This window comes from Thioclava sp. F1Mire-8 (assembly GCF_002213165.1).
In the GTDB taxonomy this organism is placed as follows: domain Bacteria; phylum Pseudomonadota; class Alphaproteobacteria; order Rhodobacterales; family Rhodobacteraceae; genus Thioclava; species Thioclava nitratireducens.
In genome coordinates this window covers 191,974-215,588 of record NZ_NBNY01000003.1, presented here as the reverse complement: position 1 = coordinate 215,588, position 23,615 = coordinate 191,974, and the positions used below count along the sequence as shown (strand labels likewise).

Genomic DNA, 23,615 nt, shown 5'->3' with positions numbered 1-23,615 from the left:
GGTGCGACCGCTCAAACCTCGGTCCAGGATTTGTCCTCGCCCTTGAGGCCGCCGACCATCACGCGGGTCGGAAGGCCCATGCGGTCGAGCTCGGTGAAGAAGGGTTTGGGGTCCATCTCTTCGACGTTCTTCATCGTCTTCGCATCCCAGTCGCCCTGCGCGATCAGGATTGCGGCGGCGACCGGCGGCACACCTGCCGTATAGGAGATGCCCTGCGAGCCGACCTCTTCGTAGGCTTCTTTGTGATCGGCGACGTTATAGACGAAATACTCCACGTCCTTGCCGTCCTTCGTGCCTTTCACCAGATCGCCGATGCAGGTCTTGCCGGTGTAGTTCGGCGCGAGGCTCGACGGGTCGGGCAGCACGGCCTTCACCACTTTCAGCGGCACGACTTCCAGACCCTCGGCGGTTTTCACCGGCTGTTCCGACAACAGGCCGAGGTTCTTCAGCACGGTGAAGACGTTGATGTAGTGATCGCCGAAGCCCATCCAGAAGCGAACGTCGGCCTGCGGATAGTTGGTGGCGAGCGAGTGCACCTCGTCATGGCCCGACTGGTAGGCCTGCGAGGGGCCCACGACGGGCAGATCCCATTCGTGGCCCGAGGCGAACATGCTCGTCTCTTTCCACTGCTGGTCTTCCCAGTAATAGACGACCCCGGTGAATTCGCGGAAATTGATCTCCGGATCGAAATTGGTCGCGAAATACTTGCCGTGCGAGCCCGCGTTGATGTCGACGATGTCGATCGATCTCACCTCGTCCATCTGGTCGATGGCGAAACGCGCATAGGCGTTCACCACGCCCGGATCGAAGCCCGCGCCGAGGATCGCAGTCACGCCATGTTCGGCGCACAGGTCGCGCTTCTTCCATTCGTAATTGGCATACCAAGGCGGGGTTTCGCAGATCTTGTCGGGCTCTTCATGAATCGCGGTGTCGATATAGGCGGCGCCGGTGGCGATGCAGCCATCGAGGACGTGCATGTTCACGAAGGCGGTGCCGACGTTGATCACGATCTGGGACCCGGTCTTGCGGATAAGCTCGGCGACGGCCTCGGAATCGGTCGCATCCACCGCATGCGCCTCAAACGTGCCCTCGACCTTCATCGCGCCTTTCTCATGCACGCTTTCGATTATCGCATCGCATTTCGATTTGGTGCGCGAGGCGATGTGCAGATCGCCCAAGATGTCGTTGTTCTGCGCGCATTTATGCGCCACGACCTGGGCGACGCCGCCCGCTCCGATGATGAGCACGTTCTTTTTCACTTCGGCTGTCTCCTTTGTTTGCGGACAGGGGAAGGGGGCTCTTGTGGGCCCTCAGGACAATGAGGCGCGATAATCCTCATAGGCGAAGTCGCGAATCCGGTCGATGTTCCCATTTTCGCGGCGGATGGCGATAGCAGGCATCGCAACGCCGTTGAACCAGTTCTTCTTGACCATCGTGTAACCGGCGGCATCGGCAATCGAGATACGGTCGCCGATTTCGAGCGGTTTGTCGAACCGCGCCTCTCCGAAGATGTCGCCCGCGAGGCAAGTTTTGCCCGCGATCTGGTATTCGTATTCGCCCTGTTGCGGCAGCTTCGCGGTCTCGCGATAGATCAGCAGGTCGAGCATATGCGCCTCGATGCTGCTGTCGACGATGGCGATCTTCTTGCCGTTGTCGAGAATGTCGAGCACCGTGACTTCGAGCGAGGCACTCTGCGTGATGGAGGCCTCGCCAGGCTCGAGATAGACCTGCACGTCGAAATCTTCGGAGAATTTCTTCAACCGGTCGGCCAGATCGTCGAGCGGGTAATCTTCGCCGGTGAAATGGATGCCGCCACCAAGGCTCACCCATTTCAGGCGCTTCAGAATATCGCCGAACTCGGCTTCGATCCGCGAAAGCTGATGGTCGAACAGCGCGAAATCGGCGTTCTCGCAATTGTAGTGGATCATCACGCCCGAGATGCGATCCATCGCCGCCTCGAGCCGCTCGGCATCCCATTCGCCCAGACGCGAGAACGGCCGCGCCGGGTCCGCCAGATCGAAACCGGAGGTCGAAAATCGCGGGTTCAGGCGCAGGCCACGCTCGATATGCGCCGCCTTCTCGCCAAAGCGATCCAGCTGGCTCAGCGAGTTGAAGATGATCTTGTCGGCATACCCGATGGCCTCGTCGATCTCGTGATCGGCCCAGGCGACCGAATAGGCATGGGTTTCCTTGCCGAATTTCTCACGTCCCAGATGCAGCTCGAACAGCGAGCTGGAGGTCGTGCCATCCATGTAGGGCTTCATGATGTCGAAGGCCGACCACGTCGCGAAACATTTCAGCGCCAGCAGGGCTTTCGCGCCGGAACGTTCGCGCAGACGCTCGATCTTGCGCATATTCTCGCGCAGTCGGGCCTCGTCGATCAGGTAGAAGGGCGTATCGGACATGGCTCCCCCGCAGGTCAACAGACCCTGCGATATAGGGCCCATGTGACAGTGGCGCAACCGGATCAGTCGACTCGGATCGCATCCTTGGCCACGCTAAGCGCATAGCCTTTGCGGGAAATGTTGCGCACCAGAAGCTCGCTGACGAGCTGATTTCCGAGGCTGTCGCGCAGCCGTTTGATCCGCGTGGCGCCCGCGGCTTCGTCGCAATCGGCCTCGTCGCGGCCCGAGATCATCGCCTCGATCTGCGCGCCGGTGAGGATGTCGTCATCCATCCGCGCTTCGGCCAGGACAGACAGCGTCTCGATCGCGGCCGGGGTCAGTGTGAAGCCCATATCATTGAGCATCACCGCGTTTTCGCCGCGCAGGATGCGCAGGCTCTGCACCTCGATCCCGGCGCGGCGGATTTCGGTCATGCGCTTGTTCAGCGCGATCAGCAGCAGCAGGAAGACGATCGTCGCGATCAGCAACGCGGCGGCGAATATCAGGAGGATGAAGATGATCACGCGGTAATTCGCCAGCACGTCGGAGAACGCGGTACCCGATTGCGCGAGCACCTCCAGCAGTTTGATTTCGGCCTGCGAGGTCAGGTTGTCGTTCTGCACGAAGATCTGCTCGACTCGCGCGTTGAACGCATCCGCATTCGGCAGGTTCGCGAATAGTAGCACCGCAGCGACCGCGAGAATCGCAACCACGGCGACGATCCCGCCCACGACCGCGCGCGAGCCCAATCGCAAACTGTCAGTAACGGAGGTAATATTGTCCGGCACTGGCCTTCCTTTGCTCCAAGCCATCGGGGCCGAATGTGGAGAGAACCGTCAGCAAGGTCCACCCATCGGCTTTCAGCTTCGGCGCCAATTCGCGCGCCGCCGCCTTTTTCGAACAGGCCGAGTCCGAGACCTGCGCAACCCCGTATTGCAGCTGCAACGGGTTGTCGCGCTTGGCCTTGTAGTCGGCATAGCACTCGGCCTGCGCGGCCGAGGCAGAGGCGAGAAACGCCAATATGAGGACTGCATGTTTCATGTGGAACACGCTGCGCGCAATGCCCGTGTTATTCAATAGCCAAAGGTGGTTGGCCGGTCTGTTATCCGATAGCAGGGGGCCGTTATTGCCTGACTTTCGACCCCCGGCCCAATCTCGGTTCATCGACGTCACGCGGCCTTCGGGCTGCCGAGTGAAAGGACCGAAGCCATGAGCCTCAAGACCAAGGCCACCGCCGCCATCACCGCCCTCGCCCTCGCGCTGGGCTCCGTCGCGATCAGTGCCACGCCCGCCGCCGCGCTGGGCAAGAAGGACCGTCAGGCGCTAACCATCCTGCTTGGGGTCGGTGCCGCCGCGTTGCTGCTCGACGGCATGAACAAGAACGACCACAAGGCGAAGAAGGCGCAGCCGCGCTATGAAAGCTGGCAGGACCGGCAGCGCCGACTGGAGCGTGAACGCCGCGAGCGCGAGCGTCGCGCCGCCGAAGCCCGCCGCAAGCGCGCGCAGGAACGCTACGACCACGACCGCTATCGCCATGACCGAGACCGCATCTACCTGCCTGCGGAATGCGTGCAGCGCGTGAAGACCCGCCGCGGCTGGGGCGAGGTGGTTTCCGCCTCCTGCCTCGACCGCCGCACCGAGCGTACGCTGCCCGCCAACTGCGCCTTCACGATGCGCACCGGGCGTCACGGGGTCGAGAAAGTCTACGGCAGCAACTGCCTGGAGGATCGCGGTATCCGTCTCCGCCGGCGTTAAGACATGCGGCAGACGCCAAGAAGAGCGTCGTCGAGCAGTGCGGGGGCCTTCGGGCCCCCGCTTTTTCATTGAACAGACCTGCCGGTTCGGGGCATTCCCAACGCATGGCAGACTCACCTGACTTTTCCTTCGAAGAAGCCGCCTTCGCGCGCGGCCTGATCGTCGTCGCGGGCGTGGACGAAGTCGGCCGCGGACCGCTTTGCGGGCCCGTCACCGCCGCCGCGGTCATTCTCGATCCCGCCTGCATTCCCGAGGGGCTTAACGATTCGAAGAAGCTCAGCGCGAAGCGCCGCGCCGATCTGGCGGCCCGGATCATGGACTGCGCCGAGTTCTGCGTGGCCCATGCCAGCGTCGAGGAGATCGACGCGCTCAATATCTATCACGCTTCGCATCTCGCGATGTGCCGGGCGGTCACAGGCCTCGCCCGGATCGCCGATCACGTCCTCGTCGATGGCAACCGCGTGCCATCCGATCTGCAACTTTCCTGCGAGCCGATCGTGAAGGGCGACGCGCGCTGCCTGTCGATTGCGGCGGCCTCGATCCTCGCGAAAGAGGCCCGCGATTTGCTCATGGTGGATTTGGCGCAACAGTATCCTGGCTACGGCTGGGAACGAAATGCGGGCTACGCGACGAAGGATCATCTGCAGGCGCTTCTAGATTTAGGGGTTACCCCCGTTCATAGACGAAGCTTCAAGCCGGTCTACAATATCTTGTGCCAAGCGAATTATATAAGCCCTTGATTCAAAAAAGAAATTGACGATGAATCGGCTTTGACTCATTTTTATAGCCATAGATCGGCACAAAGCCGGCACCCAGATATTGGGCCCTGAGGCGGGCAGTTAAGAGGCTAAAAATGGCAAAGACCAAGACTCCGGTGGTGCGCAATGCACTGCCCCTGAACGAAATTCTCGCAGGCGATTGCATCGAGATGATGAACTCGCTGCCCGAGGACAGTGTAGACCTGATCTTCGCCGATCCACCCTACAACCTACAGTTGCGCGGCGACCTGCATCGCCCCGATAATTCCAAGGTCGACGCGGTCGATGACGCGTGGGACCAGTTCGGCTCCTTCGCGCATTACGACAACTTCACCCGCGAATGGCTGAAGGCCGCACGCCGCATCCTTAAGCCGAACGGCGCGATGTGGGTGATCGGCTCCTATCACAACGTGTTTCGCATGGGCGCAGAGCTGCAGAACCAGGGCTTCTGGATTCTGAACGACGTCGTGTGGCGCAAATCGAACCCGATGCCGAACTTCCGCGGCAAGCGCCTGACGAACGCGCATGAGACGCTGATCTGGGCGTCGAAATCCGAAGGCGCGAAATACACCTTCAATTACGAAGCGCTGAAATCGCTCAACGAAGGGGTGCAGATGCGCTCCGACTGGGTGATCCCGATCTGCAATGGCGGCGAGCGTCTGAAGGATTCGAACGGTGAGAAAGCCCACCCGACCCAAAAGCCCGAGGCGCTGCTGCACCGCGTGCTCGTCGGCACCACCAACCCCGGCGACGTGATCCTCGACCCGTTCTTCGGCACCGGCACGACCGGCGCCGTGGCGAAGATGCTGGGCCGCGATTTCATCGGTATCGAACGCGAGGAAGCCTATCGCGAAGTCGCGCTCAAGCGCCTCGCCAAGATCCGCAAGTTCGACAAGGAAGCTCTGGAGGTTTCCACCTCGAAACGCGCCGAGCCGCGGGTGCCCTTCGGCCAGCTGGTCGAACGCGGGATGCTGCGCCCGGGCGAGGAGCTCTACTCGCTCAACGGTCGCCACAAGGCGAAGGTCCGCGCCGACGGCACGCTGATCGGCGACGACGTGAAAGGCTCGATCCATCAGGTCGGTGCCCATCTCGAAGGCGCGCCCTCCTGCAACGGATGGACCTACTGGACTTTCAAGCGCGACGGCAAACAGGTCCCGATCGACCTGCTGCGCCAGCAGATCCGCGCCGAGATGAACTGAGGCTCTGCTCTCTCAAGAATTAGAAGTTACCGCCGGTGCCTGAGGACCGCTCCTCGGCACGCGCCTTGCCCCGCCGTGCGAAACGGCGGGGTCTTTTCGTTTTCGTAACGTTGAAAGGAGGCTCCGCCGCCGTCGCCGGAGGGCGACAATCAAAAGGGAAAAGGGAGCTCTGCCCCCAAGCGTACCGCGCTCCCCTAGGGTATTTGAAGAAGAGCGAAAATCCGGATTTCGGCTTGGCGGAAATATCCCGGGGTGAATGGCCGCAGGCCAGAGGGGCAGAGCCCCCGATCCGTTCAGGCCTGACCGAGGCGGGCGCGCAATTCGCGGAGCACCGGCAGGGTGGCTCGGACCTTTTCGGGACCGAGGTCGCGCACGATCCCCCCGATGATCGGCATCAGCGAGGCCAGCGCGGCATCACGCGCGCGCCGTCCCGAGGGCGAGAGCGAGACCCATTTGCGCCGCGCATCGTCCCAGTCGGGCCGGATATGCACATGGCCCGCCCATTCCAGCTTGGCGAGCGTGTTGGTCATCGCACCGCGGGTGACATGCAGCGCCTCGGCCAGTTGGGCGGGCGTGCGTTCCTCGTTGATATGGGCCAGCAGGTTGAGCACCGAGAAATGCGAGATTTCCATACCCTTCGGCAGGGCGCGGCTCACCACGTTGCGCGCCAGTTGATCGGCCATGAAGACCTCGGCGAACAGCGTCGCGGCGAGCGGATCGTTCTCGGGCAAGGTGCTCACGGTCCGTCGAAGCTCCGGTCATGGAACAAGGAGCGCAGCCGCGAGCGCACCGCGTCCACCTGGTCGAGATCGAGATCAACGAGCGTCACGCCGGGCTCGGTGCCGCCATCGGCCAGCACCTTGCCCCACGGATCGACCGCCAGCGAATGGCCCCAGGTCCGGCGCGGTCGACCGCCATGCGCGGCATGGGTTCCGCATTGCGCGGGCGCGAGCACGAAGCAGGTATTCTCGATCGCGCGGGCACGCACCAGAACCTCCCAATGGGCGGCCCCGGTCGTGTCGTTGAACGCCGCCGGGATCGTCAAGACCTGCGCCCCGGCCTGCGCCAGCGTCCGGTAGAGATGTGGGAAGCGCAGATCGTAGCAGACCGACAGGCCCAGCTGGGCGTATTTCGTGGCGCCTAGAACCGCCTCGCGCCCGGGCCGGTAGGCTTCGGATTCGCGGTAGCGTTCGGTCTCGGACACATCCACGTCGAACATGTGGATCTTGTCGTAGCGGGCTTTGATATTGCCCTTGCGCCCGATCAGGAAGGAGCGATTGGCGAAGCGCGCATCGTCTCCGGATTTCAGGCAGAGCGAGCCGATCAGGATATAGACGCCGAGGCGCTCTGCCTCGTTGCAAAGCGCCTCCAGCGTCGGATCGTGATGCTCGTGCTGCAGGACCGCGTTCTGATGTGCGCGATCCGACGAGATCAGGTTGGTGCACTCGGGCGTCGCGATCAGTTGCGCGCCTTTCGACGCGGCATCGCGGATGAAATCGATCGTGACCGGCAGGTTCCGTGCCGGATCATCCGTGACCGAAAGCTGAACGAGCGCCGCCTTCATCGTCAGCCCGCCAGCATCTGATCGAGTTTACCCGCATGCTCGAGCGCATGCAGCTCGTCGCAGCCGCCGATCGGCTCGCCGCCGATGAAGATCTGCGGGACGGTCCGGCGGCCATTGGCACGTTGGGTCATCGCGGCGCGCAGTTGCGGCTCGCGGCCCACATCGGTTTCCTCGTAGGAGATGCCCTTCTTGTCCAACAGGCGCTTGGCCCGGATGCAGAAGGGGCAGGTGCTGGTGACGTAGATTTCGACGCGTTTCATACTGTATTCCCTTTGGTCTGCGAGACTATAGGGATTTAGGGCGCCTTCGCAACGCGTGCCAGTGTCACAGCGCAGATCCGCTCTGCCCCGGCATTTCGCGCTGCCTCCGTCGCAGCGGAAAGCGTGGCCCCCGAAGTCATCACGTCATCGACGATGAGAAGCGGGTGCCCCTGCAGCAGCGCGGCGTGGCGCGGCGCGACGGTGATCGCACCGTCGAGATTGGTGCGGCGCTCCTCGCGGCTTTTGCCTTTCTGGCTCGCGGTGGCGCGGGTGCGGTTGAAGAGATCGGCGCAATAGGCGTGCCCGGTGCGCCGGGCCAGCGCGCGCGCGAGTTCCGCCGCTTGGTTGTAGCGTCGTCGCAGCAGTCGCAGCCGATGCAGCGGGATCGGCGCGATCAGCGTGTCGGGTGTCAGAAGCGGCGCGGCGGCGCGTGCCATCCAGTCGGTCAGCGGCGGCACCAGATCGAGCCGGTCGCCATGTTTCAGCGCCAGTACCAGATCGCGCCCGGTGCCAGAGTAGTGCATCACCGTGCGGCCCTGCGCCCATGGGCGCGGATGGGTGAGGCAGTCGTCGCAAAGGATGGCGGTCTCGCTTTCTCCGGGCAGGGGCGTACCGCAGGCGTCGCAGACCGTGCCGCGCGCGAAAGTGGCATCCGACCAGCAGGCGCTACAGAGGCCAAAATCGGTGCCCACCGCGTCGCCGCAGGCGATGCAGCGCGGCGGGAAGAGGGTGCGCAATCCCAGACGTCCCGCCGCTAGCATCCGGCCCCGAACCTCGTTAAGGGTATCTGCCATGGATACGCCGCCCCTTCTGACCGACCGCGAGGCGCTCGAGCGCCACAGGAAACGCGCCGCCCGCGCGCCCGAGCTGTTCCTGCACGAGGACGCGGCGGCTGAGCTCGAGGAAAGACTGCTAGAGGTTAACAGGACCTTTACGGAGCCGGCCCTGATCTCCGCTTTTCCCGAACCTTGGCTCGAAATCCTTCCCGACGCGAAGGTGGTGGCCGATACGGATGTGCTCGATCTCGAGGAAGGCGCGCATGATCTGGTGGTGCACGCGCTGTGTCTGCATTGGGCGAACGATCCGGTCGGACAGCTGGTGCAGGCGTCGCGTGCGCTGAAACCCGACGGGCTGTTCATCGGCGTGATGTTCGGCGGCCAGACGCTCAACGAGCTGCGCGCTGCGCTGGCGCAGGCCGAAGCCACGATCACCGGAGGCTTGAGCCCGCGGATCGTGCCGATGGGCGAAATCCGCGATCTCGGCGCGCTGATCCAGCGGGCCGGGTTGGCGCTGCCGGTCGCCGATGCGGTGACGCGCAAGGTGACCTACGAGACGCCGCTGCGCCTTCTTTCGGACCTGCGCGCGATGGGCGAGACCAATGCGCTCGCCGCCCGTGATCGCCGCTTCCTGCGCCGCGATGTGCTGGCCGAGGCGTTGCGTCTTTATATCGAAACTTATCAGGAGCCCGATGGCCGGGTGCGCGCGACCTTCGACATGGTCTGGCTCACCGGCTGGAAGCCGCATCCCGATCAGCAGAAACCGTTGCGCCCGGGATCGGCGGCGCAGCGGCTCGCAGATGCGCTTGGAACGACCGAGCGGCCGAGCGGCGACAAGCCCGGCTCAGCCTAGCGCGTCGAGGAAGGACTTCGACCACCAATGCACGTCATAAGTGGTCAGCCCTTCCATCAGCGACCGGTAGCGTTCCCGCCGCTCGCCGCGCGACATCATCAGCGCAGTCAGCATCGAGGTCGCGACCTGTTCCGGGTCGTGCGGGTTCACCATCAGCGCCGCGTCCATCTGCTCGGCCGCGCCGGCAAATTGCGACAGCATCAGCACGCCTGGATCGTCAGGGTTCTGTGCTGCGATGAACTCCTTCGCGACGAGGTTCATCCCGTCCATCAGCGGCGTCACCAGCGCGACATGCGAGGCGCGATAGAGCCCCGCCAGAACCTCGCGCGGCACCGGCCGGTTGATAAAGCGGATCGGGACCCACTGGATGTCTGCGAATTGGCCGTTGATGCGGCCCGAGAGATGCTCGGTCTCTTCGCGGATATCGTCATAGGCCTGCACGCCCTCGCGGGTCGGCGGTGAGATCTGCAGCAGCGAGACGTGGCGATGCCAATCCTCGTGCCGCTCCAGAAATTCGCCGAAGGCACGGAAGCGGTGCGGAACGCCCTTGGAATAATCCAGCCGGTCGACGCCTATCACCAGCCGGCGATGATCCTTCACGATCCCGGCGGGGAGGTTCTCGAACTCGGCCTCTGCCAGGTCCTGGAATTCCCGCGCATCAATCGAAATCGGGAAGGCGGCGATCCGACATTGGCGCGGCGAGAGATGCACATAGCCCGCGCCCAGATCGGAAGCCCCGGCGATCTCGATCATCGAGTGGAGGCAGGCCCGCACGTCGCGCTCTGCCTGCAGCCCCACGAGGTCGTAATTCGCGATCCACTGGCAGACTTCGCGCCCGTTGGGCAGCGCCTGCATCGCGGTCGGCCCGGGGAAGGGCGTGTGAAGGAAGAAACCGATCGGGTTGGTCGCGCCCATCAGGCGCAGCTCGTAGGCCAGCGGCAGCAGGTGGTAATCCTGCACCCAGATCCGGTCGTCGGGCTTGAGAAACGGCGCCACGAGCTTCGCGATCCGCCGATTCACCTGCTTGTAGACGCCCAGATAGAGGTGGTGGATATCCATCAGATCGGCGCGCCCGTGGAACAGCGGCCAAAGGACCGAATTGGAATAGCCCGCGTAATAGTTGTCCTGCTCTTCCTGGGTCAGATCGAAGCAGTAGCGCCTGAACGGCCCGCCCTCGATCTCGCGCAGCTCCGCGGCGGGCTTCTCCGCGATTTCGCCGGAGGTGCCGATCCAGATGCCGCCGGTCTCCTCCAGCACATCGCCAAGCGCCACGACCAGCCCGCCCGAAGGATTGGCCCCGGTCGGAATACGGTTCGAGATGCAGATCAGGCGACCCATGTGACGTTCCTCATTCAACGCGCAACGCGGCGGCCAGCCAGTCGCGCACATTCGTCGGTGCGGCGAGGTGATAGCGTGCGACGCTCTCTCCGTCGCCGACCTTGATTCCGAAGCCGCCATGTTCCTCGGCCCAGGCCAGCGCGGGCTCGTCCGTCGTGTCGTCGCCCGCATAGACCGGCTTGCGCCCGTCGAACTGCACGAGGTCGGACAGGATCGCCAAGGCGCCGTCCTTCGAGAACCCCTGGGGGCGGATTTCGACGGCCATCTTCGCGGGCTGGATCATGAAGCCGTCATAGCGCTCGGTCAGCGCCTCGGTGAAGGCTTCGACCTGACCCTGCTTGGCGGGGTTGGAGCGGAAATGGATCGCGGCGCCGTGGCTCTTGTCCTCGAAGATGAGATCATGCTCCTGCGCGAAGCCCGCCAGATCCTCTTTCACTGCGCCCAGATGCTGCGGCGCCTCGGCCATCGGCGGCTCCATCCCGCGCGCCTCCGAGCCGTGCGATCCGACCATCAGGCCTTCGAACCCCTCGAGAAACCGTTCCAGTTCGTGCAGCGACCGCCCCGAGACGACCGCGAGCGCGCTGTCGAGCGCCTCTGACAGCTTGGTCAGGATGCCGGGCAGATCGCGCGGCACGATCACCGCGTCCGGGCGCGGCGCGATATCCACGAGACATCCGTCGAAATCGAGGAACAGCGCGTCCCGTGACGGGTCGAGCGCGGGCGGTGCCGGTTTTTTCCCGGTCATGTCATCCATTGCCATGTGAAGACCGTAAGTGATCCTGTCCCGGTTGAATAGGCCGCATTGGCACAGATCGGGAAACCCGTTAAGTCGGGTGGAAGTTCCGCGATAATTGACGACAGGACAGTGACACGATGACCAACGCCGCAAATCCGCGCCTTGCCCACGCCCCCGCCGATCATCCGCCCGTCAAGGAAGCGAAGATCGGTCTGCTCGTCGCCAACCTCGGAACCCCGGACAATACCGATTACTGGTCGATGCGCCGCTACCTGAACGAGTTCCTCTCGGACCGGCGTGTGATCGATTATCCGGCATGGAAGTGGCAGCCGCTGCTGCAGCTGATCATCCTGTCGCGGCGGCCTTTCACCTCCGGCGCGAACTACAAAACGATCTGGAACAACGAGGCCGACGAAAGCCCGCTGATGACGATTACCAAGCAGCAGGTCGCAAAGCTGCGCGATGCGGTCTCGGCGCGCTACGGGCAGGAAGTCGTCGTCGATTACTGCATGCGCTACGGCAACCCCTCGACCCAGTCGGTGGTCGACAAGATGGTCGAGCAAGGCTGCGAGAAGATCCTGTTCCTGCCGCTTTATCCGCAATATGCAGGGGCAACCTCGGCCACCGCGAACGACCAGTTCTTCCGCGCGCTGATGAAGCAGAAGCGCCAGCCCGCCGCCCGCGTCGCGCCTGAATATTTCGACAGGCCCTCCTATATCGACGCTCTCGCGCAATCGGTGGAGCGGGTCTATGCGACGCTGGACGAAAAGCCCGACGTGCTGGTCGCGTCCTATCACGGGATGCCCAAGCGCTACCTGATGGAGGGCGACCCCTACCACTGTCAGTGCCAAAAGACCTCGCGCCTGCTGCGCGAACGGCTCGGCTGGGACAAGGACGGAATCGACACCACCTTCCAGTCGGTCTTCGGTCCCGAGGAATGGCTCAAGCCCTACACCGTCGAGCATGTGGCGGAACTGGCGAAGGCCGGGAAGAAGAATATCGCGGTGATCTCGCCCGCCTTCAGCGCGGATTGCATCGAGACGCTCGAGGAGATCAACGGCGAAATCCGCGAGGCGTTCGAGCATGCGGGCGGCGAGAAATTCACCTATGTCCCCTGCCTCAACGACGACGATCTGCACATCAAGGCACTGATGGACGTCGTGCAGGAAAACCTCGCCGGTTGGCTGGACTGATACGACTTTCGCAATCTGCGACGACCTGTCTCACAGATTAGTGGGGCTCTCTTCCTATATGTTCCTGACGTTGGGGAAGGGGATCGCCGTGAAGGCGCATCCTGCGGACCGGCAACGATCGGGACGCGCAGAGCAGAAAGGAACGAGAATGATCAAGACTATCGGACTGGCCGCTCTGGCGGCGCTCTATGCTGGCGCGTCCTGGGCCGGCCATGCAAATCCGTGGGCGACGGAAGACGACGTGATTTACTCGCAAAATCACGAGGAAAACCTCGTGCAATCGGTCGACACGCCCGGCGAAGACGAGATGCTGGGCGTCATGGTGCAAAGCGCCCGTGGCAAGCTCGACGGCTTGTCGGGCGGTTCGGGAGCCAGCGATGCTTCGGGCGATGGCTCGGGCGGCGCGTCCGACCATGCCCACGCCACGGGTGGACACGACTGACCACTACGCAGATTGAAAAGCCCCCGGTCCTACGCGGAGCCGGGGGTTTTCCGTGTCGGTCGAGCGGCGCGCCTCAGATCAGCAGCACCTGCGTTCCGATCTTCGCGAAGCCGAACAGCTCCTGGATATGTTCGTTGTAAAGCCCGATGCAGCCGTTCGAGCTTTTACGGCCGATCTTGCGCGTGTCATGGGTGCCGTGGATGCGGTAATAGCGCCACGATAGGTAAAGCGCGTGGGTGCCCAGCGGGTTGTCCGGACCCGGTGGCACGTAATCGGGCCATTCCGGATTGCGCTTCTTCATCGAAGGCGTCGGCGCCCAGCTCGGCCCCTTCACCTTGCGGATCACCTCGGTGCGGCCGCGCCGGGTGAGTTCCTCGGAGACCGGCACCGAGGTCGGGTAGAGCCGGTAGATCGAGCGATCCTCTGACCAGTAATGCAGCGCCCGCGAATGGGTGTCGACGAGGATCGCGCCGTTGCGCAAATTCGAGAAATAGGACTGCCAGTCGCGGTTCTGGAAGCTCGAGATATTGCGCCGCTGATTGGTGAAGGCCGTGGTCTCGAACTGCTCCTGCCCGGCATCGGGCGTCTGCGCTCCGGCGGGCAGCGCGAGCCCCGCACCAAGGCAGGCGGCGGCGCCGAGAAAGGCGCGGCGGTCGAAGGGCTTGCGCGTGTGGGACATCTCAGGCTCCGGGTTCGCGACGGGGACGATTGCGATAAATATAATGTGATCGCACGGCCGCGGCAAATCAAACTGGCGGGGATCGGCCCGCAAATCGACAGAGGGGTTTGCGCGGCTGAGTACAAGCGTGTAATGCGGATTGACGGTTTAACGAGGGACTGACCAAAGATGTTGCGCGCTACCGTATTTGCGATCTCTGCGACTGTGGCTCTGGCAGCCTGCCAGCCGACCGACACGCAGCCGAAGCTTGGCCCCGATGGCCTGCCGCTGCCGAAAGTCTACAACATCACCGCGAGTGACCGCTCGGTGATCCCGCAGCGTGTGCTGGAATCTGTGAACAGCCTGCGCTCGGCGCGCGGGGCCGCGCCGCTGGTGCTGAATGACGCACTGACGACGGCGGCACTCGCGCATTCCAAGGACATGGCCGCGCAGAACCGCCCGTGGCACTGGGGTTCCGACGGCTCCTCGCCGCTGACCCGGGCGCAGCGTGCTGGCTATCCGGGGCAGGTGCTGGGCGAGAATATCTCCGAGACCTACGAAACCGAGATGGAGACCCTCGCAGCTTGGATGAAGGTCGCGGATACGCGCGACGTGATCCTGAACCCGGCGGCGACCCAGATGGGCTTCTCGTGGTATCAGGAGCCCTCCGGCAAGATCTGGTGGACGATGGTCACCGGCAACTGAGCCGAAGACCCGCCGCAAGCAAAAAAGGGCCCCGTGCGGGGCCCTTTGTAATTTTCGGGGGGGGCAATCAGGGGAAGATGAAGATCGGCGTTCCGTCGCGGACCATCGCGTAGATGTCGCGGATTTCCTTGTCCTTCACCGCAATGCAGCCAGCGGTCCAGTCTCGGCCCTTGCCCTTGTTCTTGCCGTCGCGGCCATGGATGAAGATGTCGCCACCCGGCTTCTTGCCCTGAGACTCCGCGAAGGCCACCTGCTGCGGGTTCGGATAGCTGATGCCGATCGATAGGTAATAGGCAGAATTCGGATTGCGCCGGTTGATGTAATAGAGCCCTTCCGGCGTCTTGCCGTCACCCTCGAATTGCTTCGGTCCGACAGGATCACCGCCAAGGCCGACCTTGTAGCTTTCCAGCACCTTGTCGCCATGCAGCAGGTACATCATCCGCTGCGACTTGAAGAGCTGGATCTGGGTCACGGCGGGGCCGTTATAGGATTTGAATTTGCTGGAATCGCCGCAGGCGGCCAGCGTTGCGAGGGCGCATCCGCCCAAGAGGAGGGTTCGACGATTCATGTTCGGCCTGTATTCGAAAGCTGCTGTTTTGCCACATTTCTAACCGATTTTCGGCCTCGCATCTAGCGGGTGAAAAGCGCCGCGAGCTCCACATGAGCGGAAAACCGGAACTGATCCACGACCAGTAGTTTATCGAGCGTGAAGCCCGCCGCGATCAGCGTCTCGGCGTCGCGCGCGAAGGTCACAGGATTGCAGGAGACATGGACGAGGCGCTTGAGCTTCGAGGTCGCGATCTCGGCGATCTGGGCCTGCGCGCCCGCCCGCGGCGGATCGATCAACACCGCGTCGAACTTCGCCAGTTCGTCCGGCAGAAGCGGTCGGCGGAACAGGTCGCGCGCCTCGGTGGAGACCCGGTGCAGGCCCTGCGACTGACGCCAGCCCTGATCGAGCGCTTCGGTCATCGCTGCGACTCCTTCGACCGCATGCAATTCGGCAAGCTCGGCCAGCGGCAGAGAGAACGTCCCGCAGCCCGCGAAGAGATCGGCCACCATTTTCGCATCGCCAATCGCCGCCTTGGCGAAGGCGGTCAGCACCGCTTCGCCGTGATGGGTGGCTTGCAGGAAAGCACCCGGCGGCGGCACGACCTTGGCTTTGCCGAATTGCTGGATCGCCGGTCGCCGCCCCGCGATGATCTGCCCGTTCCAGCTGAGCCGTGCGAGATCGTGGCGATGCGCCAGCCCCGACAAATCCTCGAATTGGGCCGTATCAGGGTCTTTACCGCCCTGTGCCGCGAGTTCCAGACCTGCCTCCGAAAGCGTCAGCGTGAAAGCGATCTCGCCTTTGCGCGAGCCTGCGATCGCGGTCGCCTCGTGCAGCATCGGTATCGCGGCCAGCAGTTCGGGCCGCAGGATCAGGCAGTTCGGAATCTCGACGACCGTGTCCGAGGCGCGGGCGTGAAAGCCGACCAGCGTGCCTTTCTTGGTGCGCCGCCCCGACAGCGTCGCCCGCCTGCGGGAATTCAGCGGCGAGGTCGCGATGGTCATCTCCGGCACGGGCAGATCGCGCGCGGTCAGCGCCTGACGTACCACGTCCATTTTCCATTCTGCGGTGAACGCCTCCGACGCGTGCTGCATCGAGCAGGCCCCGCAGGAGCGGTAATGCGGGCAGGGCGCTTTGACGCGATCGGGCGAGGGCGTCACGATCTTCGGCTGAGCGATGCAGCCGTCGACCACCTCGCCCTCGACCACTTCGCCGGGAAGCGCCATGGCGACATGCACGGTCCCCTCGGGGCCATGGGTCACGCCGTCGGCATGCAGGGACAGTCGCTCGATTTCATAGGTCATGCGCATTCTCTAGCGGCGTGGCGTCGGTCAGAAAAGACCCTATTCCGCCGCATCCTCCGCGTCGTCGCAGGTCAGGAAGCCCCCGGACTGACGCGCCCAGTAGCGCGCGTAGAGGCCGTTCATCGCCAGCAATTCGTCATGGCTGCCCTGTTCGACGATCCGCCCTTCCTCCAGCACGACGATCCGGTCCATCTCGGCGATGGTGCTGAGGCGGTGCGCGATCGCCAGAACGGTCTTGCCCGCCATGACCCGGTGAAGCGCGGTTTGGATTTGCGCCTCGACTTCCGAGTCGAGTGCCGAGGTCGCCTCGTCCAGCACAAGGATCGGCGCGTTCTTCAGGAAGGCGCGCGCAAGGGCGATCCGCTGGCGCTGCCCGCCCGACAGCTTCACCCCACGCTCGCCCAGCTTGGAGTCGTAGCCACGATTGCCTTCGTGATCGGCGAGGCCGCGGATGAAGTGATCCGCCTCGGCCTGTTTCGCGGCGGCGATCATCTCCTCCTCGGTCGCGTCGGGCTTGCCGTAAAGGATGTTCTCCCGCGCCGAGCGATTGAACATCGCGGTTTCCTGCGTGACCATCGCGATATTGCGGCGCAGGCTTTCCTGCGTGACCTCGCGAATATCCTGCCCGTCGATCCGAATAGACCCTTTTTCAGCGTCATAGAGCCTTAGCAGCAACGCAACGAGCGTCGATTTCCCTGCACCCGAGGCCCCGACGATCCCGATCCGCTCGCCATCCGCGATGGTCAGGTTGATATCCGCGATCCCGCCGCTGCGACGGCCGTAGGCGAAGTCGACATTGTCGAACTGGATCTCGCCTTCGACATGGCGCAACGTCCGGGCATCGGGCGCGTCGGTCAGGTCATGCATATGGGCAAGCGTTCGCATCCCATCCTCGGCCTCGCCGATATGGGTCCAGACGGACATCAACGCCTGGCTCACCCAGCCCGACATCTGCGACAGCCGGATCGCGATGGCACCCGACGTGGCAATGGCCCCCGCAGTCGCCTCGCCCTGCGACCAGAGCCAGATCGCGCCGCCGACCAGCATCACCGGAACGATCCCTGCATAGGCCATCTGCACCACGCGATAGAGGCTCTGAACCATGCCGAAGGAATAGGTTTTCTGGCGGAACTTCTGCATTGCCTCCAGCGCCGCGCGATCCTCGTGCTCGGCATGGGCGAACAGCTTTACCGTCTTGATATTGGTGACCGTGTCGACGACCTGCCCCGTCACCATCGCCCGGGCGGACGCCCGCTCACGCGAGCGTCCGCGGATATGCGGCAGGAAGAGGCGGATGATCAGGTAGAGCCCGAAGGTCCAGAATACGAGGCCCACGGCCCCCCAGCGGTCGATCTGGGCCAGAACGATCAGAGAGCCGATGATCGAGGCCAGCGCGAAGAGGCCGGTGTTGATGATCTCGGTGACCGTGTCGGTTACCGCACGGGCGGTCTGCATCTGCTTTTGCGCGATGCGGCCGGCGAAGTCGTTGTCGAAGAAGGTGACCGACTGGCCCATCGTCCAGCGATGCAGCCGCGAAAGCACGAGCGGCATCACGTTGGGGCTGATCAGCAGGTTATTGGTGGCAGAACTGATGCCGAAGGTCAGAGGGCGGATCAGCAGGAAGAACGCGACGAACAGGACGAGAAGCCCGACATTTGCCCCGATCACTGCGGCCCGTTCGCTGTTTAGTGCAGCGTCGATCACCTGCCCCAGAAGCCAGGCCGAGACGACTTCCATCACGCCGGCGATGGTCGTGCCGAAGCTGGCCACGGCAATCGCGCCCCAGCTGCCCTTGAGGCACCAGCGGAAGAAGGCGCCAAGCTGGCGCGGCGGGGCGCCTTCGGCGGGGGAGAAGGGATCGAACATGGGTCTCTCTTTCCTCTCCCGATATAGTCGATTGCGGCGCGGTTCAAAGCGCGGCGAGCAAATCCTCGCGCGTCAGCGTGAAACCGGAGTCGATCCAGCGCGCCTCGAGAGCTTTCAGTGTATCTCCCAGCACCTTGCCCTCATAGCGGGGCATCAGATCCCGCGCTTGCACCGGAAATTGCTGTTTTGCGCCGAAATAGACCCTGTTTTGCCAGCCCTCCGGCATTTCCTGCCCCATCAGCGCATGGCGCAGCAAAAACGCATCGGCCCCAGTGTCGGCGCCGAGCCGATAGCCGAGGACAGCCGGGTCGTCGCTGTCGGACAGCGAGGCGCGCAGGGCCTCGAGCTGCCGTGTGTCCTTCTTCGACAGACGCAGCCGCTCGGCCACGTCCTCGCCGCCAATCGCTGCCAGCCTGCGGATCGGATCCGCTGGGCGATCTTCGAGATGCACGAGCGGCCCGAGCGCGGTCGCGTCCGCGCCGGGCAGCACGGCTGTGAGAACCCCGCATTGCGCCATCGCCGCCACAGCGTGAACGGGATCGGGTGCGGCCAGCAATTTGAGCATCTCGCCGCCAAGGCGTTCGCGCGAAAGCGTCTCTATTCCAGCGGTATTCGCGGCACAGGCGGCCAGCCCGTCAGGGTCGAGATCGTGCCCATACCACGCGGTAAACCGGAAGAAGCGCAGGATACGCAGGTAATCCTCGCGGATGCGTTCTTCGGCCTCGCCGACGAAGCGCACATGACGCGCCGCCAGATCCTCCAGCCCCGTGCCTAGCGGGTCGAGAACCGTGCCGTCTGAGCGCGCATAAAGCGCGTTCATCGTGAAATCGCGCCGCGCCGCGTCCTCCGCGATGTCGTCGGAAAACGCGACCGTGGCGTGCCGCCCATGGGTCTCCACATCGCGGCGGAAGGTGGTGACCTCATGCGGATGCCCGTCGGCGACCACCGTGACCGTGCCATGATCGACCCCGGTCGGCACCGGCTTCAGCCCGGCCGCCTTCGCAAGTTCGATCACCCGTTCGGGCCGCGCATCGCTGGCGATGTCGATATCGTTGACCGGCGCGCCCAAGGCGCTGTTGCGCACGCAGCCGCCCACCAGAAGCGCCTGATGCCCGCCCTCTTCGAGCATCTTCAGCACGCGTTGGGTCGGTTCTGCCTCGATCCAGTCTCCGGTCAGTCTCATCCCGCCATCCGGTCCGCCAATGAGCGCAATATACGCGCGGTGGCGCCCCAGATGTAATAGGGCCCGTAAGGCGCCACGAAATAGCTGCGCCGTGTGCCGCGCCACCGGAGCGACTCGACGCGGAAATTCTCGGGCGTGATATGCGACAGCGGCACGGTGAACGCCTCGGCCACCTCGCCCGCTTCGGGGATGACCTCGAACGGGGTATGGATGCGTGCGAGCACCGGCGTCACCAAAAAGGACGTCACCGTCTCATGGGGAGCGAACGTGCCCAGCATCTCGACATGGTCAAGAGGCAGGCCGATCTCTTCATGCGCCTCGCGCAGCGCCGCGCCGACCGGGCCTTCGTCATCGGGATCCACCTTGCCGCCGGGAAAGGCGATCTGGCCGGGATGGTGGCGCAGATGCGAGCTGCGCTTCGTCAGATGCAGACGCGGCTCCGGCCCGAACGTATCGAAGGCGACGAGAACGCCCGCGGGCCGCAGCTTGCGTCCCTCGGGCAGGATCACTTCCGGATTCAGATCGTAATCCGAAGAGGGCCGCCCCGGTCGCGCCAAGGCGTCCAGAACCGGGGCGAGCGGATCACTCATTCGTTCCCTCGCCTCCCGCTTCGCGCAGCGACCCGTCGGGGTTCTTCTGCGCCTCGAAGCCAAGCGTCAGCGGATCGAATATGTAATGCGCGCCGCAGAACTGGCAGTCCGCGGTGACCGTACCCTCATCGGTGGTCATATGCGCGATGTCGCGCGCCGAGTAGATCGAGAGCGACTGACGCACGCGGTCAGCAGAGCAGGTGCAGCCGAACTCCACCCGCTGCGGATCAAAGACGCGCGGCCGCTCTTCGTGGAACAGGCGCACCAGCAACTCGGTCGGCTGCACGGTCGGGCCGATCAGCTCCATATCCTCGACCGTGTCGAGCAGGATATTGGCGCGGGCCCAGTTCTCGCCTTCCTCGCCATCGAGGATGTCGTCGGCGGTCAGCAGGCCCTGATCGCCCGAGCCTTCCTGGGCGGCGAAGGGCGAGGCTGGGGGCATATGCTGCAGCATCACGCCGCCCGCGCGCCAGCTTTCGCCCTGACCGGGCAGGATCGAGCGCCCGAAGGACAGCGAGAATCGCGTGGGCAGCTGCTCGGATTGCGCGAAATACGCCTCGGCGCAGGCGCGCAGCGAGCCCTCGGTCAGCGGCGTGATACCCTGATAGGGGGTCGTGCCTTTGCCCTGATCGATCAGGATCGCGAAATAGCCCTGCCCGATCTGTTCGAACGGGTCGGCCTTGGGATCGAGCTTCTCGTCATCGAAACTCGCCCATGCGCGGATGCGGGCGGGCGCGCCCTCCTTCTCGGGGGCGTAGTAGTCGGTGGCGATGATGCGGATCGGGCCGTTGCCGCGGATTTGCAGCGACAGCTTCCAGCGCAGTTTGACGGTCTGGCCGATCAGCGCGGTCAGAAGGGCGGCTTCGGCCACCAGCATTTCGACCGCGCGGGGGTAATCATGTTGCGACAGGACGGTGTCTAGCACGCCGTCGAGGCGGGCAACCCGGCCGCGGATGTCAGAGCGGTCGAGCTGAAACGGCAGAACTGTATCGTCCCATGCGATTTGGGATAACTTGGACATGGTGCTCCTGAGAGGCTCAGAGGGGTTTTCGGGCAGCGCGGAGCCTGCCATACAGCCCCAATATAGGCGCGGCAACCGCAGACCCAAGGGAGAGCACATGATCGCGAGGTTCGGAGAGCGGGTGGAATCCGGTCAGCGGTATCGTTTGCGCCCCGGTGCCTACGCGATCCTGATCCGCGACGGCAGGGTGCTTCTGACCCATCAGTCCCATCCCGTGCCGGAGTTTCAATTGCCGGGCGGCGGGATCGATCCGGGCGAGGGGCCGATCGAAGCGCTGCACCGTGAGGTCTTCGAAGAGACCGGTTGGGCGATCACCGGGTTGCGCCGCGTTGGGGCCTATCGGCGTTTCACCTACATGCCCGAATACGAGTTCTGGGCGGAGAAGCTGTGTTCGATCTGGCTGGCGCGCCCGGTGTTGAAGCGCGGCCTCCCGCCGGAGCCGTTTCATACGGCGCATTGGGCCGATCCCGAGGAGGCGCTCGGTTTGCTTGCGAATGAAGGCGAGCGCGCGTTTTTCCGGCAGGTGCTTCGCCGCTGAAAAGCAGGGGTCGTTTCATTCGGTGGGAGCTTAGTTGCGGTGGTTCATCCTCCTGTCGTTTCTGCAATCGGGTCACAGTCGCCATTGTCCGAAACGAGCACCGATCGTCGCGCGGTGCTGCCGGGGCCGTGAAATTCCAGAACGCCCGCCGAGACATCGTCCGCGATTTCGCCCTCGGCGAACTGCTCGGTTTCGCGATATATCGCATCCAGCAGCGCTGGGCCCGCCATCCCGGAAAACTTGCGGAGCATCCGGGCCAGTCGGGTCTGATCGATCATCTCGCCGTCTCGGTCACAGGCTTCGGTGATTCCGTCCGAGACCAGAACCAACCTGTCTCCCGGGGTCAGTTGAACGGTGAAGGTTTCGTAGGTGGCGCCTTCGATCAGACCAATCGGTAGTCCTCCCTCGCCGAGAAACTCCACCGTACCATTGCGCCGTTGCAGGACCGGATAGGGGTGCCCGGCCTGCACCAGCTCCGCCTTGCCGGTGCGCAGGTCGATATCGGCATAGATTAGCGTGAAATATGTTTCGGTGTTCATCTCGCTCAGCACGAGCTCGTTGAGATGTCGCGCAAGGTCCGCCGGGCGTCGGCCGCGCAATTCACCCTGTTCGTTACGGTAGATTGCGAGGTTCTGGCTGGGGGTGGCGGCGGAGAAGTAGCCCGCGATCCGTGCCATCATCAGAGCCGAGGTGATGCCATGTCCCGACACGTCGATGCCGTAAAGGCCGACCCGGCGTTCGTTGATCGGAAAGTACCCGACGAGGTCGCCGCCGACATGGCCCGCCGGTCGCAAGAGCAACGAGACCTCCGCCGCTTCGAACTGTGCGTGACGTACCCGCACCAAGCTCTGCTGTAGCTTGCGTGCCTCCTGCAGGTCGCGGTCGATCACCTCCTGCGCCGCGCGCAGCAGTCGGTTCTTCTCGGCCAGTTCCTCTTGCATCTTGAGAATGCGGGTTCCCGCGCTGAGCCTTGCGCGAAGCTCCTCTCCGTTGACTGGTTTCGAGAGGAAATCGTCGGCCCCGCTTTCCAAACCGCGCGTGACGTCCGTCTTCTCGGCCTTGGTGGTCAGAAGGATGAAATAGCCGTAGCTGCGTCGTGGCAAGTCGCGGAAGATACGGCAGAATTCGGGGCCGCTCATCCCCGACATCATCCAGTCCGAGATCACGATATCCGGCTCGTACTGGGCGCAGATCGCGATTGCCTCTTCCGCACTTTCAGCCTCGCTCACCTGATAGCCGGAGCGCGACAATTGCGCCGACAGAATGCGGCGCTGCATCCGGCTGTCGTCCACGACCAGAACGTGCCGCGTCGTGCCCGCCAAGGGTGGTCGGCTCGCGCCAACGGGAACCTCGTGTCTTTGCGCCATCTGCATCATCCGAAACCTCTGCAACCAATGAAACCGCAGAGTCCCTAAGATTCGGTGAAAACCGGCCGGCTCAGGCGTTAAGAAAATCGAAAGGGTGCGGCCCTATGGTCAGCGTCGGGTGGTGTCGGATCGATTGGCCTGGAGGGCGCGATGATTGATTGGGAACGGGTACAGGAATTGCGCTCTGAAATAGGCGCAGAGGGCTTTTCCGAGGTCGTGGATCTATTTCTCGACGAGGTCGAGGCCGTCGTGATGGCGCTTGGCGGGCGCCCCGATCGGGTCGAAGAAGACCTGCACTTCCTGAAAGGCTCTGCCTGGAATCTCGGCTTTCGCGATTTCGGCGGTGCCTGTCAGAAAGGAGAGCGCATGGCGGCCGCCGGACGCTCCGCGGAGGTCGATCTGGGCGCGATCCGCGAGACCTACAGCTTGTCCAAACTGCAATTCATGGGGCGGCTATCGGAATTCACCCCGGCCGCATAGGTAAGGTGCCAGGTAGATCGCGCCAAGCGCTGCATTGCGCAGAACGGAAGATCACAAGCGTGGTTACGGCCAAAGTTCGAAAATTGGTTCGGCTACCG

27 protein-coding genes are annotated in these 23,615 nt (G+C 63.7%); 9 read left to right on the top strand and 18 right to left on the bottom strand.

Annotated features, from left to right (window positions below; translation table 11 throughout):
- Positions 1–11: 11 nt before the first annotated feature.
- The 4 genes from B6V75_RS12460 to B6V75_RS12445 form a co-directional block, all read right to left on the bottom strand.
- A complete protein-coding gene (locus tag B6V75_RS12460; RefSeq protein ID WP_088719910.1) occupies positions 12–1,259 on the bottom strand; it encodes a saccharopine dehydrogenase family protein in 1,248 nt (415 codons plus the stop codon).
- A 51-nt stretch (positions 1,260–1,310) separates the two neighbouring features.
- Positions 1,311–2,405, bottom strand: a complete 1,095-nt coding sequence (gene nspC, locus B6V75_RS12455; protein WP_088719909.1) for a carboxynorspermidine decarboxylase — start codon at positions 2,403–2,405, stop codon at positions 1,311–1,313.
- Between the two features lie 62 nt (positions 2,406–2,467).
- On the bottom strand, positions 2,468–3,172 hold the full coding sequence (locus B6V75_RS12450; protein ID WP_240496957.1) for a helix-turn-helix domain-containing protein: 705 nt from the start codon (positions 3,170–3,172) through the stop codon (positions 2,468–2,470).
- Positions 3,144–3,425, bottom strand: coding sequence for a hypothetical protein (locus B6V75_RS12445; protein ID WP_088719907.1), 282 nt, complete (start codon positions 3,423–3,425; stop codon positions 3,144–3,146). The genes B6V75_RS12450 and B6V75_RS12445 overlap by 29 nt, the downstream gene beginning before the upstream one ends.
- Before the next feature lie 168 nt (positions 3,426–3,593).
- Here B6V75_RS12445 and B6V75_RS12440 point away from each other — a divergent pair, with 168 nt between their 5' ends.
- The 3 genes from B6V75_RS12440 to B6V75_RS12430 all read left to right on the top strand — a co-directional run bounded on the left by B6V75_RS12440 (position 3,594) and on the right by B6V75_RS12430 (position 6,096).
- A complete protein-coding gene (locus B6V75_RS12440; protein WP_075775200.1) occupies positions 3,594–4,139 on the top strand; it encodes a hypothetical protein in 546 nt (181 codons plus the stop codon).
- 104 nt (positions 4,140–4,243) lie between these two features.
- Positions 4,244–4,879, top strand: coding sequence for a ribonuclease HII (locus B6V75_RS12435; RefSeq protein WP_088719906.1), 636 nt, complete (start codon positions 4,244–4,246; stop codon positions 4,877–4,879).
- A gap of 113 nt (positions 4,880–4,992) precedes the next feature.
- Positions 4,993–6,096 (top strand): site-specific DNA-methyltransferase, encoded by a 1,104-nt coding sequence (locus tag B6V75_RS12430; RefSeq protein WP_075775202.1) that lies wholly within the window; start codon positions 4,993–4,995, stop codon positions 6,094–6,096.
- A 293-nt stretch (positions 6,097–6,389) separates the two neighbouring features.
- On the opposite strand, the gene B6V75_RS12425 is transcribed toward B6V75_RS12430, so the two are convergent.
- Genes B6V75_RS12425 through B6V75_RS12410 form a run of 4 tightly spaced genes read right to left on the bottom strand, consistent with a single transcriptional unit; the run spans position 6,390 to position 8,714 of the window.
- Entirely contained in the window at positions 6,390–6,779 is a 390-nt protein-coding gene (locus B6V75_RS12425) for a MarR family transcriptional regulator (RefSeq protein WP_075775454.1), read from the bottom strand.
- A gap of 53 nt (positions 6,780–6,832) precedes the next feature.
- On the bottom strand, positions 6,833–7,660 hold the full coding sequence (locus tag B6V75_RS12420) for a carbon-nitrogen hydrolase family protein (RefSeq protein ID WP_075775203.1): 828 nt from the start codon (positions 7,658–7,660) through the stop codon (positions 6,833–6,835).
- A 2-nt stretch (positions 7,661–7,662) separates the two neighbouring features.
- Positions 7,663–7,920 (bottom strand): glutaredoxin 3, encoded by a 258-nt coding sequence (gene grxC, locus B6V75_RS12415; protein WP_075775204.1) that lies wholly within the window; start codon positions 7,918–7,920, stop codon positions 7,663–7,665.
- A gap of 35 nt (positions 7,921–7,955) precedes the next feature.
- Entirely contained in the window at positions 7,956–8,714 is a 759-nt protein-coding gene (locus B6V75_RS12410) for a ComF family protein (protein ID WP_240496956.1), read from the bottom strand.
- Between B6V75_RS12410 and B6V75_RS12405 the strand changes: the two genes are divergently transcribed.
- A complete protein-coding gene (locus tag B6V75_RS12405; RefSeq protein WP_088719904.1) occupies positions 8,713–9,549 on the top strand; it encodes a methyltransferase domain-containing protein in 837 nt (278 codons plus the stop codon). The two genes, B6V75_RS12410 and B6V75_RS12405, sit on opposite strands and share 2 nt — an antisense overlap.
- On the opposite strand, the gene B6V75_RS12400 is transcribed toward B6V75_RS12405, so the two are convergent.
- Entirely contained in the window at positions 9,541–10,887 is a 1,347-nt protein-coding gene (locus B6V75_RS12400; RefSeq protein WP_088719903.1) for a trehalose-6-phosphate synthase, read from the bottom strand. The two genes, B6V75_RS12405 and B6V75_RS12400, sit on opposite strands and share 9 nt — an antisense overlap.
- 10 nt (positions 10,888–10,897) lie before the next feature.
- On the bottom strand, positions 10,898–11,647 hold the full coding sequence (gene otsB / locus B6V75_RS12395) for a trehalose-phosphatase (RefSeq protein WP_088719902.1): 750 nt from the start codon (positions 11,645–11,647) through the stop codon (positions 10,898–10,900).
- A gap of 113 nt (positions 11,648–11,760) precedes the next feature.
- On the opposite strand from otsB, the gene hemH reads away from it, so the two are divergent.
- On the top strand, positions 11,761–12,816 hold the full coding sequence (gene hemH / locus B6V75_RS12390) for a ferrochelatase (protein WP_075775208.1): 1,056 nt from the start codon (positions 11,761–11,763) through the stop codon (positions 12,814–12,816).
- A 148-nt stretch (positions 12,817–12,964) separates the two neighbouring features.
- Complete coding sequence (locus tag B6V75_RS12385) at positions 12,965–13,258, top strand: hypothetical protein (RefSeq protein WP_088719901.1); 294 nt, start codon at positions 12,965–12,967, stop codon at positions 13,256–13,258.
- A gap of 73 nt (positions 13,259–13,331) precedes the next feature.
- Here B6V75_RS12385 and B6V75_RS12380 read toward each other — a convergent pair whose 3' ends face one another.
- Positions 13,332–13,937 carry a L,D-transpeptidase gene (locus tag B6V75_RS12380; protein ID WP_075775210.1) on the bottom strand — a complete coding sequence of 202 codons (606 nt, stop codon included), beginning with the start codon at positions 13,935–13,937 and terminating at the stop codon, positions 13,332–13,334.
- Between the two features lie 168 nt (positions 13,938–14,105).
- Between B6V75_RS12380 and B6V75_RS12375 the strand changes: the two genes are divergently transcribed.
- The gene (locus tag B6V75_RS12375) at positions 14,106–14,621 is read left to right on the top strand and encodes a CAP domain-containing protein (RefSeq protein WP_075775211.1); all 516 of its coding nucleotides are present in this window, start codon (positions 14,106–14,108) and stop codon (positions 14,619–14,621) included.
- Positions 14,622–14,688: 67 nt separating this feature from the next.
- On the opposite strand, the gene B6V75_RS12370 is transcribed toward B6V75_RS12375, so the two are convergent.
- The 6 genes from B6V75_RS12370 to B6V75_RS12345 form a co-directional block, all read right to left on the bottom strand.
- On the bottom strand, positions 14,689–15,189 hold the full coding sequence (locus tag B6V75_RS12370) for a L,D-transpeptidase family protein (protein ID WP_075775212.1): 501 nt from the start codon (positions 15,187–15,189) through the stop codon (positions 14,689–14,691).
- A 62-nt stretch (positions 15,190–15,251) separates the two neighbouring features.
- On the bottom strand, positions 15,252–16,472 hold the full coding sequence (locus B6V75_RS12365; protein ID WP_088719900.1) for a class I SAM-dependent RNA methyltransferase: 1,221 nt from the start codon (positions 16,470–16,472) through the stop codon (positions 15,252–15,254).
- Between the two features lie 39 nt (positions 16,473–16,511).
- The gene (locus B6V75_RS12360; protein WP_088719899.1) at positions 16,512–18,338 is read right to left on the bottom strand and encodes an ABC transporter ATP-binding protein; all 1,827 of its coding nucleotides are present in this window, start codon (positions 18,336–18,338) and stop codon (positions 16,512–16,514) included.
- A 43-nt stretch (positions 18,339–18,381) separates the two neighbouring features.
- Positions 18,382–19,521 (bottom strand): CCA tRNA nucleotidyltransferase, encoded by a 1,140-nt coding sequence (locus B6V75_RS12355; protein WP_088719898.1) that lies wholly within the window; start codon positions 19,519–19,521, stop codon positions 18,382–18,384.
- Complete coding sequence (locus tag B6V75_RS12350) at positions 19,518–20,111, bottom strand: CoA pyrophosphatase (protein WP_088719897.1); 594 nt, start codon at positions 20,109–20,111, stop codon at positions 19,518–19,520. The genes B6V75_RS12355 and B6V75_RS12350 overlap by 4 nt, the downstream gene beginning before the upstream one ends.
- Positions 20,104–21,132 carry an Hsp33 family molecular chaperone HslO gene (locus B6V75_RS12345; RefSeq protein WP_075775217.1) on the bottom strand — a complete coding sequence of 343 codons (1,029 nt, stop codon included), beginning with the start codon at positions 21,130–21,132 and terminating at the stop codon, positions 20,104–20,106. The genes B6V75_RS12350 and B6V75_RS12345 overlap by 8 nt, the downstream gene beginning before the upstream one ends.
- A gap of 97 nt (positions 21,133–21,229) precedes the next feature.
- Between B6V75_RS12345 and B6V75_RS12340 the strand changes: the two genes are divergently transcribed.
- Complete coding sequence (locus B6V75_RS12340; RefSeq protein ID WP_088719896.1) at positions 21,230–21,670, top strand: NUDIX hydrolase; 441 nt, start codon at positions 21,230–21,232, stop codon at positions 21,668–21,670.
- Between the two features lie 44 nt (positions 21,671–21,714).
- On the opposite strand, the gene B6V75_RS12335 is transcribed toward B6V75_RS12340, so the two are convergent.
- The gene (locus tag B6V75_RS12335) at positions 21,715–23,037 is read right to left on the bottom strand and encodes a SpoIIE family protein phosphatase (RefSeq protein ID WP_088720039.1); all 1,323 of its coding nucleotides are present in this window, start codon (positions 23,035–23,037) and stop codon (positions 21,715–21,717) included.
- A 150-nt stretch (positions 23,038–23,187) separates the two neighbouring features.
- Here B6V75_RS12335 and B6V75_RS12330 point away from each other — a divergent pair, with 150 nt between their 5' ends.
- The gene (locus B6V75_RS12330) at positions 23,188–23,517 is read left to right on the top strand and encodes a histidine kinase (protein ID WP_075775220.1); all 330 of its coding nucleotides are present in this window, start codon (positions 23,188–23,190) and stop codon (positions 23,515–23,517) included.
- The last annotated feature ends 98 nt before the right edge of the window (positions 23,518–23,615 follow it).